Source organism: Paenibacillus lautus NBRC 15380, assembly GCF_004000945.1.
GTDB lineage: Bacteria > Bacillota > Bacilli > Paenibacillales > Paenibacillaceae > Paenibacillus_AQ > Paenibacillus_AQ lautus.
In genome coordinates, this window is the sequence record NZ_BIMF01000009.1 from 184,251 (window position 1) to 198,602 (window position 14,352).

Genomic DNA, 14,352 nt, shown 5'->3' on the forward strand with positions numbered 1-14,352 from the left:
GAAATCATCCGGTTTCCCCATTTTTGTCCGAACGTTCCTTGGAAGTAAGCTTATGTGCCGGAAACATCCAACTTGGACTCCACCAATTCGCTCTGCCCATCATTTTCATAAACGCAGGCACAAGCAGCACTCGAATCACGGTGGCATCCAGCAGAACGGCTGCTGTCAGGCCTAAACCGATCGCTTTCATCACTTCATTATCCGTAAATACAAACGCACCCACGACGACGGCGAGAATCAGAGCAGCGCTTGTAATCAGCCCGCCTGTGCTCTCCAGACCTTCAGCCGTGCTGAATTCGTTGTCCCCCGTCCGTTCATAATTCTCCATCATTCGCGAGAGCATCATGACTTCATAGTCCATCGATATGCCGAACACCACGCAGAATATCAGGATCGGCAAAAGCGCAAAGATGGATCCCGTAGAGGAAATACCCAGCCACTGCGCGCCTATCCCCTCCTGAAATACCCACACCACGATACCCAGTCCGGCGCCGAGGCTGAGCATGTTCATTACGCTTGCTTTTAAAGGGAGCAAGACCGACCGAAACGCCAGGAGCAGAATGACATAGGTAACTACAAATACAAAGACCAGAACGAAGGAGATATTCTGATGGATGGCTTCCATGATATCCAGTTTGTATGCGGGGCTTCCGGTAACATAGGTCGTTAGCTCATTCGTGTCCATCGTCCGTAACGCTCGGACAAGCTGCATCGTAAGTGCATGGGATTCCCCATATTCCGGGATCACGGCGACGGCTGCTACATTCCCCCTAACAAAACGATGCTGCTCCAGCTGCTGGCGGATATCTTCGCGGGACAAATACTTCGATGCTTCTTCCACCGATCCTCTGCCAATGCTCAGGTAACTCTCTACCTGCTTCACGCCCGGCATCATCCGTATCTCATCTGTATATGCCTTCATTCGCTCGATGCTGCGCGGGTCCTCATAAGAGGCCGGAAGCTCTACAGCCACAACGATCGAATTCAATTCACGTTCGTCATAAGCCTGTATGAGCAGGTCGTGACCATAACGGGATTCATAGGCGGGGGGAAGCACTTCGGCCGCGGGGATGGCGATATTCATGTGCCGAACCGGATAAATCGCCACCAGCAGTAAACCGATCGCGGCGATAGAGATGGTCACAGGATGCGCCATAACAAATCTGGAGAGCTTTCTCCACATACCGGAGGTCTGCCGTGCCCGGAGCGTCCGGTATGCGGCAGGGAATAGAGGGAGCGCATCGATGCGCGGGCCCAATATTGCCAATAATGCGGGAAGAAGTGTGTTACCGGCCAGCACCGATAACAGCACGACGGTAATGCCGCCTATGCTGAAGGAACGGAAGATCGGCAGGTCTATGAAACTCATCGCCACAAAACCGATCAACACCGCCGCCCCGGAGAACATCACTGCTTTGCCGGCGGTTGCGCAAGTGACAGCCAGGGCAGTTCCTACATCTCCGCTCCGTATCCGCATCTCTTCTTTGAAGCGGCTTACGACCAGCAGCGCATAATCGATACCCACGGCCAGGCCCAGCATCGTTACGACATTCGGAAGGAAATTGCTGATCGAACCGTCGGCCAAAGCGACGAAATACAAGATTCCCATCGTGACCACCACACTGGCAACACCGGCTAACAATGGAAGGAGCGCCGCAGTCAATGTTCCGAATACAACCGCCAGGATGAGCAGAGCTGCGGGAATGCCTATCATCTCGGCATGGATGATATCGCTTTTGACGGCTTGGTTCATATCGGCGAAGATGGCGGTATTCCCTGTTATGTAAGTATCCGCTCCCGTGATGTCGGGAACCGAGTCTCTAATCTCTTCAAACTGCTTCAAGGCTTCCGTGGCATCCAGATCCAGCAGCACCGTCACAGATACGATATGATCCTGGCCTGCCTTATGAGCTGCCATATTCATATCAATATCCCTGACATAAGGACGGGCTCGCAAAGGCTCCAGCTCCGTCAATATTCGTCTCTGCGCCGTGCCTGCCGTCAGATTCTCATCGTGCTGACTGACTACGACAATATCCAGCGAGGCAGCCGACAATCCTAATCCCTCTTCCAGCTTCTCAATCCCGATCTGGGCAGGACTATCCTTCGGCGAAAACCCGTTGTGCTGCAGAATGGATGGCAGCTTGAACGCAAACGGAAGCAGCCCGCAAAACAAAAGAAGCCAGGTCACAACAATGGCTTTACGGTAGCGGTATATCTGTCGCCCCCATGTATGCAGCAATGTTGTATGGCCGTTACGTCTCACGAGTCAACCTCCTTAAGGTCAAGTTTGATCTATGGTGCACGCCCGATACCAGCGATCATAATGGCCAGTGTTTCAGACAAATCCAATTCGTAAGGTGCAGATAGCGGGGTGCCTTCGGCATCCGTTAATACGCGGACAACGGGTCGATGCGGCACATGTGCGTGAATTTTGGATACCACTCCACTTTCACCCGTATGCAATTTCACGGTGATCCCTGGAGGATATATCGCTACCCGATCCCGAAACATCGCCAGGAATGACTGTTCATACAGTGTTCCCGAGCCAGCATACATCACCTCAACCGCTTGATGCGGCAATAAGGCAGGCTTGTACACCCGCTGCGTTGTCATCGCATCGTAAGAATCCGTAATCGCAATCCATTTGGCGTATTCATGGATCTCAGGTCCCTTCAAGGCTCTGGGATAACCGCTGCCATCCAGGCGTTCATGATGCGACAGGGCGCAATGCGCCGATAGCAACGGAATGTTCGGTTCGTCTTTCAATATTTTGAACCCGATCTCGGTATGCTTCTGAACCTCGCGAAATTCTTCCTCGCTCAGCCGTCCTGGATGATTCAGCAGCTTCTGGGATATCCTCGTCTTGCCGATATCGTGAAGCAATGCTCCCAAGCCCAGCACCTTCAGCTCCTCCCGATTATACCCGTAAGACACGCCAAGAACCGTTGAATACAGACATACGTTAAGAGAATGACGATACAAGTTGTAATCGTTCGTATTCATATCGGTCAGCAGCACCATGCACTCGTCATGATCCGATATTTCATCCATAATAGACTCCATCATCCCGGAGAACGTTTTGCCTAAATGAAGGAAGCTTCCCTTCAGAGCAGCCTGGCTCTCCAGGGTTTTGAAGCTCGTCCGAATCGACTGGATCGCCTGCAGCCGGGTTTCCTCGGTCAACAACTCCGGAACCATGATATCCTCTGTCATCGGATCCTCGATATAGACATACCCGAGTTCCAACGTGCCCAGACGGCGGATCAGCCCTGTTGTCAGCTCCACGCCTTCGGCAAGCAGGATTAAACCATCGCTATTATATATTCTTTTACCAAGAACCATCCCCGGCTTCAACGCGTTGATAGGTATAAGACGCAAAATCCGTCACTTCCTCTGCTATGATCAAACTTGTGTGGGATATAGCGTCTAGTCTTCAGTGGATCACGATACGAAGAAGCCGGATCTCCTCCTTATGTCTCCTCCTGCTTAATGCATGATAAACAGCCAAAAAACGGCAGCGAGAACAAAACGGTAGATCGCAAAATGAGTAAGCCTTATCTTCTGTATGAGTTTCATGAAGGCTAAGACGACAAAATAAGCGACAACAAACGAAACGATGAATCCGGCAAGAAATACGCCGATCGTGTCTACTGTAAAATATCGGTAAGAATCCAGTAATTCATATCCTGCTGCGGCAAACATAATGGGAATCGCGATAATGAACGAGAAATCGACCGATGCCTTATAGCTTACCCCACTAAGCATGCCACCGGAGATGGTGGAACCCGAACGGGAAAATCCCGGCCATAATACGGATATGATCTGGTAAACGCCAATCTGAAGGGCCTGCTTGTATGTCATATCATCCAAATCATGCGATGTTACTTGAACTTTATGCTTATTGTACCATTCTGCAAAAATCATAAAAATACCGCCGGCAACGAGTGCAAACAACACCGTCTGGGCATGGAACAGACTTTTGATGAAATCCCTCGCAAAAAAAGCAACCAGCAGAGCCGGTGCAATCCCCAAAAAAATGTGGATCAAATTCAATCGTCTTCGAGGCGTGTTCCTGGTCAACGGCTCACTTCGGCTCCAGCCAAGCAGATTCAAAATCCGATTCCAGTGAACCATCGCGATCGCCATAATGGCACCAAGCTGAATGACAACCTCAAACGTCTTCATGATCGGAGTTTGATCGTCGTAACCGAGTACCTTAGCCGTCAAAATCATGTGGCCTGTGGAAGACACCGGAATGAATTCGGTTATTCCTTCCACAATCCCCAGTATAATGGATGTGATAAAATCCATGGTCCTTCCCCTCCCTTACCTTTGTCCTCCTCATATGTATGCTCGGCCAAAGGAAGTTAGTCGGGGATTGTCAGGATATCCAGCGTGGGATCATGGACTCTTCAAGCGAACCGGGCCTCGAAAGCTCACTTCGCAGCAAGTCTCTAATAAACTCCGGCAGCATATATACCGTATCCTTACCAAGTGACAACGACTCATATCCGATTTTGAAAGTGAACATGTCGAGTGTTCCCACCTTGTATTCTCGTTGCGGCTCTAGCCGTTGTCCCTTCATAGAGATATGCGTGATCTTGCGATAAGGCTCTCCGTTCTTGTCATAGTGAATCTTCAATCCATCAACAGCCAGGCCGCCTAATATATAACCGCGGAAGCCAAAGCCCAGTATCTTCTTCCCGCTGAACTCCTGGAGCAGGCTTTCCTCAAGTGCTTGATAGATATGTTCTCCGCGCAGCTTCACTACGCAGGGATTAATCGGGGACGGGCACAGGCCATGCAGCATACCGGTGCTGATCTCGCCCTCCGGCAGCGGTCCGAGCAGCTGCCCTGAGTTAACGATGGCAAAATCGGCATTCGTGTGCTGCAGCACGGCCTGAGCCAGCAGGTTCGCAAACGGCGACTCCTCCTCATAGTGAATGGGCAGACTACGGTCAATAACGGCTACGGCCTCCGTTAATTTCTCCCTTGCCAGCTCATGGTGTCTCATGATCGCCTGCTCTACGATGGGTTCCATCAAGTTTTTATCCACGGGCAGCAGACTTCCCTCTATACAGGTAAAGCGATCTTCTGCATGACTGCGCTGCATGACGAGACGACCTACATATTGTCCGAATTTGCCTGCACCGCAGACGGCTGTCTTCCCGATCATCAGAGGCTCCTCGAGGATATGATGGGTGTGACCGCCAAGAATAACATCAATTCCCTCAACATTTTCTGCTAATCTTTTATCAATCGTTAGTCCTAAATGGGATAAAACGATCGTGATATCACACTGGCCCTGAAGCGCCCGCACTTGCTCGGCAATAGCCTGCACCGGATCTCCGGCTTCCCAGCCTAACAATTGATAAAATCCTGCAAAAGCAGCCGTTGCGCCGGTAAGCCCGATCCGAATGCCTTCTCGTTCCAGGATCACATTAGGCTTCATCCATGGAGGAGGATCACCGCTCTTTGTCTCACTTATGTTGCAGCACACAACGGGACACTGCAGTCCGGCGTATACGCTCTCCAGAACATCATACGAAATGGTGAGCCCTTCGTTATTGCCAATCGTAATGGCGTCGTATCCTGTCAAATTAATGACATCCACATTGGCTTGGCCCATGGTGCCTTCTGTTTCCACGGATGCCCGGTCCATATGATCACCGATATCCAGTACGATTGCCCCATCACCGGCAGCCGTCTTTTCCCGGGAAATAAGTGCCGCCACATTACTCATCATTTCAAAATGGCTGTGTATATCGTTGGTATACAATATCGTCAGCTTCTGTTTGTTGCTTCCTAACCCCATCTGGCGGCCCCCTCCCCAAGTTCGTTATTCGATAATTTCCGGTCTTACAAGCATAACATTTTAGCGAAGAATATGGTATATTGTAGCCCATAAGAATTACGAGGTGATGAAGAATGTCAACAACCATTTCGATATTACTATTTGCAGGATTAGCTGATCGGATCGGCACAGCTTCGCTTACATTCAACGTACCGGGCTTTCCCCTTACAGCCGGGGAATTAAAGCTGCTGCTTGGTGAAGCTTATCCTGATGCCAAATCCCAGATTGCCACGGCTTTTGTCGCGGTCAATCAAGAGTATGCGCCTTCGGAACAGCTTATTCAGAGCGGCGACGAGGTAGCTCTGATTCCCCCTGTGTCCGGTGGTGACGGATCCGCCCCGCAAGACTCCGGATCCAGGTCCTCGGCAGATGGGAAGTGCTCTATATCCTACGACCCGCTGTCCGTAGAAGCAACCATTGCCAAAGTTCATCATGATAATCATGGAGCAACCCTTTCCTTTGTAGGTACAACGCGAGAGATGACTGGCCAGATGAGAACGGTTACGCTGGAGTATGAAGCATACATCCCGATGGCGCTAAAAGAGATGCAGCAAATATGCGCGGAGATCTTTCGACAATGGCCCGGCACGGAATGTGCGATTTCCCACCGTATCGGTACGGTCGGTATTGGAGAAACCAGTGTGGTTATCGCTGTATCCTCCCCGCATCGAAATGCATGTTATGAGGCCAGTCGTTATGCCATTGAACAATTGAAGCAATCCGTTCCAATCTGGAAGAAAGAGATCTGGGACGATGGTTCGGAATGGAAAGGACCGCAGACCGGACCCTGGGACCCAACCGTTAGGCAATAAGTCATGATTACTCATTGTAAAACCATAATTTTCTTGCTAAGATAGTTTTGATCTTTTTACTTATATAAGGGCAAGAGGTGCAATGATTTGAGAGTACATGTCACGGACCTGATACCCGGTGATCAAATGCAGCATGATGCTTACAACACAAACGGCGTTCATGTTCTACAAAAAGGAGCAACCCTTCGTTTTGAGGATATATCCAAGCTGCTGCAGCACGGTATCGATTACATAGAAATAAAGCCACGGGCACTGTCTGTATCCCTCGATTCATCATCTGAAATTTCAGATTCATACAACAAGGTTAAACCCCATTTCAATCTTGCGTTTGACGGGTGCTCCACCTTATTTGCGGAAGCGTCACAAACCGGTAGATTCAATGAGTCCGTTGTGGACGATGTTTTCAAACCCTTAGTCGGCTCTCTGAATGAGCATACGGATGTTGTCTCCCTGCTTTTGCTTTTTAATGGCACAGACGATTATACCTACAGGCACTCGATTCAAGTTGGAATGTTATCGTATTACATCGCGGATTGGATGGGTTATTCCGACAAGGAAGCATATGAAATCGGCAAAGCCGGTTATCTCCATGACATCGGCAAAAGCAAGATTTCTAGGGATATACTGGACAAGCCAGGCAAGCTGACTTCTGAAGAATATGAGGAAGTGAAGCTGCATACCATCTATGGTTATGAGATGATCTCTGAATCCATGGATGATAAAGTTACCGCTATAGTCGCGCTCCAGCACCATGAACGGGATGACGCTTCCGGGTACCCACGAGCGCTCCATGCCGACCAGATTCATCCATACTCTCATATTTGCGCTGTAGCCGACGTATACAGTGCGATGACAACGAATCGGGTCTATCAATCCAAGCAGCAGCTGTTAACCGTACTTCGGGAGCTGTATCGTCTTAGTTTCGGTAAGCTGAACGGCAGGCCGACGCATGCCTTCATCCAGCAGATGCTGCCGAACTTTATCGGCAAAAAGGTTCTGCTGACTACTGGCGAATCCGGCATTATCGTTATGAACAATCCTTCGGATTACTTCCGTCCGCTTGTGAAGACCGAGGATCGATTCATCGACCTCTCCAAAGAGTACAATACCGAGATCCAAGAGATTCTTCTGTAACCGGCGTTTTCGCCTAGCCTCTTCCCTTAAATAGCCCGTATAAACCGTCAGGCTTGTATGCTGGCGGTTTTTTTGCGTGCTTTTGTGACATTTCCATATCCCCTCATTCTTGATTTCTGGCAAAATAAAACGCGTGTCCTGTCGAGACGGCTCACGCCACGCAACCATAAAAGTCACAATAAGCCAACATAGCGTAATCATCCAAGCATAAAAAAAAGGAGCAAACCACTCGTGCCCGAGTGATTTGCCCCCTGTGTATATAAGAACTATTTAGCCGATACTGCCTTCCATTTCGAACTTGATGAGTCGATTCATCTCAACGGCATACTCCATCGGAAGTTCTTTGGTGAATGGCTCGATGAAGCCCATAACGATCATTTGCGTAGCTTCAGACTGGCTAAGGCCACGACTCATGAGGTAGAACAATTGTTCCTCGGACACCTTGGATACGGTCGCTTCATGCTCCAGCGTAATGTTGTCATTCTTGATCTCGTTGTAAGGAATCGTATCAGACGTCGATTCATTATCGAGGATGAGTGTATCACACTGGATGTTGGCTTTCGCGCCTTCTGCATTGCGGCCAAAGGAAGCCAGTCCACGGTACGTTACTTTACCGCCATGCTTACTGATGGACTTGGATACGATGGTAGAAGTGGTGTCCGGTGCCAAGTGAATCATTTTGGCTCCTGCATCCTGATGCTGGCCTTTGCCTGCCACAGCGATGGACAATACCATCCCTTTTGCACCGCGACCCTTCAGAATAACGGCAGGATATTTCATTGTCAGCTTGGAACCGATATTGCCGTCAACCCATTCCATTGTTGCATTCTCTTCAGCAACAGCACGCTTGGTCACGAGGTTGTAGATGTTCGGCGCCCAGTTCTGAATGGTTGTATAGCGAACGCGTGCATTCTTTTTACAGATGATCTCTACTACCGCACTATGAAGCGAGTTCGTGCTGTAGATCGGAGCCGTACATCCTTCTACGTAGTGCACGAAGCTGTCTTCGTCCGCAATGATCAGCGTACGTTCGAACTGACCCATGTTCTCGGAATTGATACGGAAATACGCTTGCAGCGGAATTTCACATTTCACGCCTTTTGGAACATAGATGAAGCTTCCGCCAGACCATACAGCACTGTTCAGCGCGGCGAATTTGTTATCCGTTGGAGGCACTACCGTTGCAAAGTATTCTCTCAAGATTTCCGGATGCTCTCTGAGAGCCGTATCGGTATCCATGAAGATAACGCCCTGATCCTCAAGATCCTTTTGCATGTTATGGTAAACAACTTCGGATTCGTACTGTGCGGATACACCCGCCAGGAACTTCTGCTCTGCTTCCGGAATACCCAATTTATCAAAGGTTTCCTTGATCTCGGTAGGTACTTCCTCCCAAGTCTTGCCTTGCTTGTCGGAAGGTCTTACATAGTACTGGATATCGTTGAAATCCAGCTCGTCGAGATCGCCGCCCCAGCGAGGCATTGGCATTTTCTCAAACTGCTCCAGTGCTTTCAAACGGAATTCCAGCATCCATTCCGGCTCGTTCTTGATTTTGGAAATTTCCATAACTACTTCACGCGTCAAACCTTTGCCGGTCTGGAAAATAGCTTTGTGCTCGTCACGGAAACCATATTTATACTCTTCAATTTCTGGTGCTTTTTTAGCCATTTAACTTACCTCCCTATCGATCTATTCATTCGCTTACTTCGCGTCTATTCCTTTTCGGAGTGCGTTCCACGCAAGTGTTGCGCATTTAATGCGTGCAGGAAACTTGTTGACACCGGATAGGGCTTCAATATCCTCGTACTCGTCAAAATCTACGGCCTCGCCTTTCATAAGGGAGGAGAAGCGGTCCGCCAGACTGATCGCTTCATCCAGCGTTCTGCCTTTTACGGCGTCCGTCATCATCGAAGCGGAAGACATGCTGATGGAGCAGCCTTCCCCCGTATATTTGGCATCGGCTACCACGCCGTTCTCTACCTTAAGTTGCAAGGAAATACGATCTCCGCAAGTCGGATTGTTCAAATCGATGGTTACTGCATCTTCTTCAAACTTGCCGCGATTGCGGGGGTTCTTATAATGATCCATGATGACACGTCTGTACAAATCGTCAAGTTGCATCGCCAAAATACTCCTTTGTCTGGATTAAGGCGCTAACTAATCGATCAACGTCCTCTTCTGTATTATACAGATAAAAGCTCGCGCGTGCCGTAGAGGATACTTTTAACCAACGCATAAGCGGTTGACAGCAATGATGTCCTGCACGAATCGCAATCCCCTGTGCATCCAGCACCGTGGCCACGTCATGCGGGTGCACGTCGCCAAGGTTAAAGGTAACGAGGCCCACTTTTCGCTCACGGGGGCCGTAAATGGAAATGCCTTCGATCTCGGAGATGCGGTTCATGGCGTAAGCCGCAAGCTGCGTCTCATGCTGCTCGATGGCATCCATTCCGATTTCCTCCAGGAAATCGATGGCAGCGCCCAAACCGACAGCCCCTGCAATGATAGGCGTCCCCCCCTCAAACTTCCAAGGGAGCTCCTTCCAGTTCGATTCGTACAATCCAACATCATTGATCATTTCTCCGCCGAATTCGATCGGCTCCATTGATTCCAGCAGCGCCTTCTTGCCGTATAATGCGCCGATACCTGTTGGAGCACACATCTTATGGCCGGACAAAGCGTAGAAATCGCAATCCAGATCCTGGACGTCCACTTTCATATGCGGTGTGCTTTGCGCACCGTCAACCACAATGACGGCACCATGACGGTGCGCGATTTCCGCAATTTGTTTTACGGGATGCACAACGCCCATGACGTTGGATACGTAAGCGATGGCTACAACCTTGGTCCGTTCGGTAACGAGTGCCTCCACATCTTCGACACGGATCGTGCCGTCAGGCTGCAGAGGAATATATTTCAGCGTAGCGCCAACGGCGATAGCCGCCTGCTGCCACGGTATGAGATTACTGTGATGCTCCATTTCCGTCAGGACAATTTCATCCCCAGGACCGCAAACAGAGCGAGCGTAGGACGAAGCTACCAGATTCAGGGCCGTCGTCGTACCGCGGGTGAAAATAATTTGCTCCGAACTCTCGGCATTAATGAAACGGGCAACCTTCTCCCTGGCTCCTTCATAAGCATCGGTAGCACGGCTGCCGAGTGTATGAACCCCGCGGTGTACATTGGAGTTTTCCCACTCGTAGTACCGCTTGATAGCATCTATGACCACCTGCGGCTTTTGCGATGTCGCGGCATTGTCGAGATATACCAGCGGATGTCCGTTGATCTCCTGATGAAGAATGGGAAATTGCTCACGGACAGAGGCGATCATTGTCCCAGCTTCCTTTCAACGAGCCCCTGCAGTTGGTCACGAAGTCCCTCAAGCGGAATTTCGCTGACAACCGGAGCCAAGAAGCCGTAAATAATCAAGGATTCTGCCACGGTACGCGAGATACCGCGGGACATCAGGTAGTAAATTTGCTCCTGATTCACTTGTCCTACGGACGCTGCGTGTCCAGCTGTTACATCATCCTCGTCAATCAACAGAATCGGGTTCGCGTCGCCGCGAGCTTTCGGGCTGAGCATCAACACGCGCTCGGTCTGTTGTCCGTCCGCCTTCGTTGCACCCTTCTCGATCTTGGTAATTCCGTTGATGATGGCTTGTGCCTCTTCGCGCATGACTGCACGGGTGATCATCTGGGACGCCGAGCTCTTGCCGAAATGCTTCGCTTGGGTAGTGTAATTGATCTTCTGGGAGCCGGAGCCGACCGCGATGACTTTCGCATCGGATGTTGAACCGTTGCCCTTCAGAATACTCATGGTATCGCTAGCTGTATCGCCATCGTTCATCTCGCCAACGATCCACTCGATCGAAGCGTCATTGTCCAGCACCGCACGACGGAATGTAACATCGGTTGCTTCGCCAGCCAATTGGTGAACGGAAGCATAACGCACCTTCGCTCCGTTTTTAACGAAGACTTCCACCGCTCCGTTATGGGTCACCGGCGCAGCCAGGGAATCCGATACGTAGTTGTCTACATAAGTGATCTGACTGTTCGCTTCGGCTACGACCAACACATGCGGAGCAAATGTGGCTTCGGCATCATCCGTCAGCATAACCGCCTGCAGAGGGACATCGACCTCCACATTCTTAGGAACATAGAGGAACACCCCGCCGTTCCATACAGCAGCATGCAGAGCGGCCATCGAATGCTCGTCATTCTTAAGCGCTTGATGCAGATAAGGTTTAACCAAATCCGCGTGTTCTTTAACCGCTGTTTCCAAATCGGTGAAAATGACGCCTTTGGCAGCCAGTTCCGGAGCCAGACTTACATGTACGGTTCCCGAGTTGCGTTGAATAACCAGGCCGCCTTCTCTTGAACCTTCGACAAGTTTGGCTACCTGCTCAGGCAATTCGTCCAGGGAAGCAAGTTTGCTGCTCTCTTTATATTCACCATAACTTTGAATGTTCCAGCGCTCGATGCGTTGTTTCTCCAGCTTGGGCAGTTCCAACTGGCCAGCCAGTTCCAGAGAAGCCAGACGGCTGTCTGTCAGCCAGGCCGGTTCCTGTTTACTTTCGGACAATGCCTTCAGAGCCTCAGCGTTGACCGGAAGAATGGTTTGTGTAGTCATATCGTTTCCTCCTCCCGTCTATTTACGCGTCTTGACCTACAGTTTCATCAGTAATGCCCAGCTCTTCCTTAATCCAGTCATAACCTTCTGCCTCCAGGCGTTGTGCCAGTTCAGGACCGCCGGATTTTACGATGCGTCCTTGCATCATCACGTGAACGTAATCTGGAGTGATATAGTTAAGCAAACGCTGATAGTGGGTAATAATCAAGAAACCGCGTTCTTCGGATTTCATGGCATTTACACCGTTCGCTACAATTCTCAAAGCATCGATATCAAGACCGGAGTCGATTTCGTCAAGCACAACGATTTTCGGGTCCAGCATCATCATTTGCAGGATTTCGTTACGTTTCTTCTCACCGCCGGAGAAACCTTCGTTCAGGTAACGGTGAGCGAACTCAGGATTCATCTCAAGCTCCTTCATTTTGCCTTCCATTTGACGAATGAACTTGATCAGGGAAATCTCATTGCCTTCACCGCGGCGTGCGTTGATGGAACTGCGCAGGAAGTCGGAGTTCGTAACGCCGGCGATTTCGCTCGGATATTGCATGGCCAGGAACAGACCTGCGAGTGCGCGCTCGTCAACTTCCATCTCCAGCACGTCTTCATCGTTAAGCAATACTTTACCTTCTGTAACTTCATATTTAGGATGCCCCATCAACGCGGAAGCCAAAGTACTTTTGCCTGTACCGTTTGGTCCCATGATGGCATGAACTTCTCCGCCCTTCATCTCAAGGTTGATACCTTTAAGGATCTCCTTGCCTTCGATTGTTGCTTTCAATCCTTCAATGACAAACTTGGTTGACATATTAGATTCCCTCCGTTGAATAGGTAGTGTATTGTTGTCCTATATGATAACAGGATTGGACGCCCTGATTTCATAAAACAAAAAATAATTATTTATTTATAATCATTCTAAACTGATTATCAATGATTCTCAAGCCATTTTATAATAAAATATGACGTATTTCAACCGGACAAGCGTTTTGCAGACAACATTCAGACAACCGTAACAATTAAAAAACAGGCATGACCGATAGACCGGCCAAGCCTGTTTCGTTCGCCCTGTTCCCCTTCATATGTGCTTGTTGCTCCCGAGAGTCATTACGGCATCCGGCACCGGCGTTTATCGCGCGTTGACAGACGGTGCTCAGGTCAACAGCATGAGCTAAAAGGCACGCGGCAAGGTAACCGGCACACTCAGCTCTTGCAAATACTAAGGAAAGAACAGGCATCATTCTGTTGTATCACGCTTTATCCAAGGAACGAACGCAGCATCCACATATGCTTCTCAAGATCGGCTTTAAAGCCGGTGAACATGTCCGCTGTTGGCGCATCTCCGGCTTCCTCGGCCATTTCGATGCCTTCCGCCAACTCCTCGGATACGGTTGCAAAGTCTTCAATCAAGACTTGTACCATGCCGCGGGTATCCTCGTTGCCTGAAGCCTCCTGGACCGTTGCAAGTTCCAAATATTCTTTCATCGTTGCAGCCGGTTTGCCTTTAATCGACAGCAGGCGCTCCGCAACCTCATCCATTTTAAGCGTAACTTCATCATACAATTCTTCGAATTTAACATGAAGGGAGTAGAATTGCTCACCGGTTACATACCAGTGATAATTGTGGAGTTTGACATAGAGCACGTTAAAGTTCGCAACCTGTTGATTCAACAATTGCTCCAGACTTGCGTTCTTCGTTTTTCCTGCAGCTTTGCCAGATGTAGTTTTTGCCATGGTTAATCCCTTCCTTTTCTATATGAAATGCACCCTGTACTGCGTCAAAGGAACATTCGGCAGAGCGGTGTATACCCATTGTAACTGGTACCATCTGCTAATGCTAATCCTTCATTAATATATGAGTACATCCTGTGCTTGGGCGTCTATTTGTAGTTTACCCTTAGGACTACGAAGCGAATCAGTTTC

Annotated in this window: 12 protein-coding genes; 2 read left to right on the top strand and 10 right to left on the bottom strand. The window is 49.6% G+C overall.

Features of this window, described 5'->3' with window-relative positions; translation table 11 throughout:
• Positions 1 to 4 precede the first annotated feature (4 nt).
• The 4 genes from PLA01S_RS17520 to PLA01S_RS17535 all read right to left on the bottom strand — a co-directional run bounded on the left by PLA01S_RS17520 (position 5) and on the right by PLA01S_RS17535 (position 5,818).
• Positions 5 to 2,266 carry an MMPL family transporter gene (locus tag PLA01S_RS17520; protein ID WP_127593327.1) on the bottom strand — a complete coding sequence of 754 codons (2,262 nt, stop codon included), beginning with the start codon at positions 2,264 to 2,266 and terminating at the stop codon, positions 5 to 7.
• A 29-nt stretch (positions 2,267 to 2,295) separates the two neighbouring features.
• Positions 2,296 to 3,381, bottom strand: coding sequence for an HD-GYP domain-containing protein (locus tag PLA01S_RS17525; protein ID WP_127593328.1), 1,086 nt, complete (start codon positions 3,379 to 3,381; stop codon positions 2,296 to 2,298).
• Between the two features lie 108 nt (positions 3,382 to 3,489).
• The gene (locus tag PLA01S_RS17530) at positions 3,490 to 4,314 is read right to left on the bottom strand and encodes an undecaprenyl-diphosphate phosphatase (protein ID WP_127593329.1); all 825 of its coding nucleotides are present in this window, start codon (positions 4,312 to 4,314) and stop codon (positions 3,490 to 3,492) included.
• A gap of 70 nt (positions 4,315 to 4,384) precedes the next feature.
• A complete protein-coding gene (locus PLA01S_RS17535; protein WP_127593330.1) occupies positions 4,385 to 5,818 on the bottom strand; it encodes a bifunctional metallophosphatase/5'-nucleotidase in 1,434 nt (477 codons plus the stop codon).
• Between the two features lie 113 nt (positions 5,819 to 5,931).
• Here PLA01S_RS17535 and moaD point away from each other — a divergent pair, with 113 nt between their 5' ends.
• On the top strand, positions 5,932 to 6,669 hold the full coding sequence (gene moaD / locus PLA01S_RS17540; protein ID WP_127593331.1) for a molybdopterin converting factor subunit 1: 738 nt from the start codon (positions 5,932 to 5,934) through the stop codon (positions 6,667 to 6,669).
• Between the two features lie 87 nt (positions 6,670 to 6,756).
• Entirely contained in the window at positions 6,757 to 7,803 is a 1,047-nt protein-coding gene (locus tag PLA01S_RS17545; protein WP_127593332.1) for an HD-GYP domain-containing protein, read from the top strand.
• 270 nt (positions 7,804 to 8,073) lie between these two features.
• On the opposite strand, the gene sufB is transcribed toward PLA01S_RS17545, so the two are convergent.
• The 6 genes from sufB to PLA01S_RS17575 all read right to left on the bottom strand — a co-directional run bounded on the left by sufB (position 8,074) and on the right by PLA01S_RS17575 (position 14,163).
• Positions 8,074 to 9,471 carry a Fe-S cluster assembly protein SufB gene (gene sufB, locus PLA01S_RS17550; RefSeq protein WP_127593333.1) on the bottom strand — a complete coding sequence of 466 codons (1,398 nt, stop codon included), beginning with the start codon at positions 9,469 to 9,471 and terminating at the stop codon, positions 8,074 to 8,076.
• Between the two features lie 33 nt (positions 9,472 to 9,504).
• A complete protein-coding gene (gene sufU, locus PLA01S_RS17555; RefSeq protein WP_100538835.1) occupies positions 9,505 to 9,924 on the bottom strand; it encodes a Fe-S cluster assembly sulfur transfer protein SufU in 420 nt (139 codons plus the stop codon).
• Positions 9,914 to 11,134, bottom strand: coding sequence for a cysteine desulfurase (locus PLA01S_RS17560; RefSeq protein ID WP_127593334.1), 1,221 nt, complete (start codon positions 11,132 to 11,134; stop codon positions 9,914 to 9,916). Before PLA01S_RS17560 ends, sufU begins: the two co-directional genes overlap by 11 nt.
• Entirely contained in the window at positions 11,131 to 12,435 is a 1,305-nt protein-coding gene (sufD, locus tag PLA01S_RS17565; RefSeq protein WP_127593335.1) for a Fe-S cluster assembly protein SufD, read from the bottom strand. The genes PLA01S_RS17560 and sufD overlap by 4 nt, the downstream gene beginning before the upstream one ends.
• A gap of 22 nt (positions 12,436 to 12,457) precedes the next feature.
• The gene (sufC, locus tag PLA01S_RS17570; protein ID WP_100538838.1) at positions 12,458 to 13,240 is read right to left on the bottom strand and encodes a Fe-S cluster assembly ATPase SufC; all 783 of its coding nucleotides are present in this window, start codon (positions 13,238 to 13,240) and stop codon (positions 12,458 to 12,460) included.
• A gap of 446 nt (positions 13,241 to 13,686) precedes the next feature.
• Positions 13,687 to 14,163, bottom strand: a complete 477-nt coding sequence (locus PLA01S_RS17575; RefSeq protein WP_127593336.1) for a Dps family protein — start codon at positions 14,161 to 14,163, stop codon at positions 13,687 to 13,689.
• Positions 14,164 to 14,352: the final 189 nt, after the last annotated feature.

Coding starts and splice junctions, on each gene's coding strand:
- PLA01S_RS17530 (WP_127593329.1), bottom strand. CDS start 4,314: ATGGATTTTATCACATCCATTATACTGGGGATTGTGGAAGGAATAACC.
- PLA01S_RS17535 (WP_127593330.1), bottom strand. CDS start 5,818: ATGGGGTTAGGAAGCAACAAACAGAAGCTGACGATATTGTATACCAAC.
- moaD (WP_127593331.1), top strand. CDS start 5,932: ATGTCAACAACCATTTCGATATTACTATTTGCAGGATTAGCTGATCGG.
- sufB (WP_127593333.1), bottom strand. CDS start 9,471: ATGGCTAAAAAAGCACCAGAAATTGAAGAGTATAAATATGGTTTCCGT.
- sufU (WP_100538835.1), bottom strand. CDS start 9,924: ATGCAACTTGACGATTTGTACAGACGTGTCATCATGGATCATTATAAG.
- PLA01S_RS17560 (WP_127593334.1), bottom strand. CDS start 11,134: ATGATCGCCTCTGTCCGTGAGCAATTTCCCATTCTTCATCAGGAGATC.
- sufD (WP_127593335.1), bottom strand. CDS start 12,435: ATGACTACACAAACCATTCTTCCGGTCAACGCTGAGGCTCTGAAGGCA.
- sufC (WP_100538838.1), bottom strand. CDS start 13,240: ATGTCAACCAAGTTTGTCATTGAAGGATTGAAAGCAACAATCGAAGGC.
- PLA01S_RS17575 (WP_127593336.1), bottom strand. CDS start 14,163: ATGGCAAAAACTACATCTGGCAAAGCTGCAGGAAAAACGAAGAACGCA.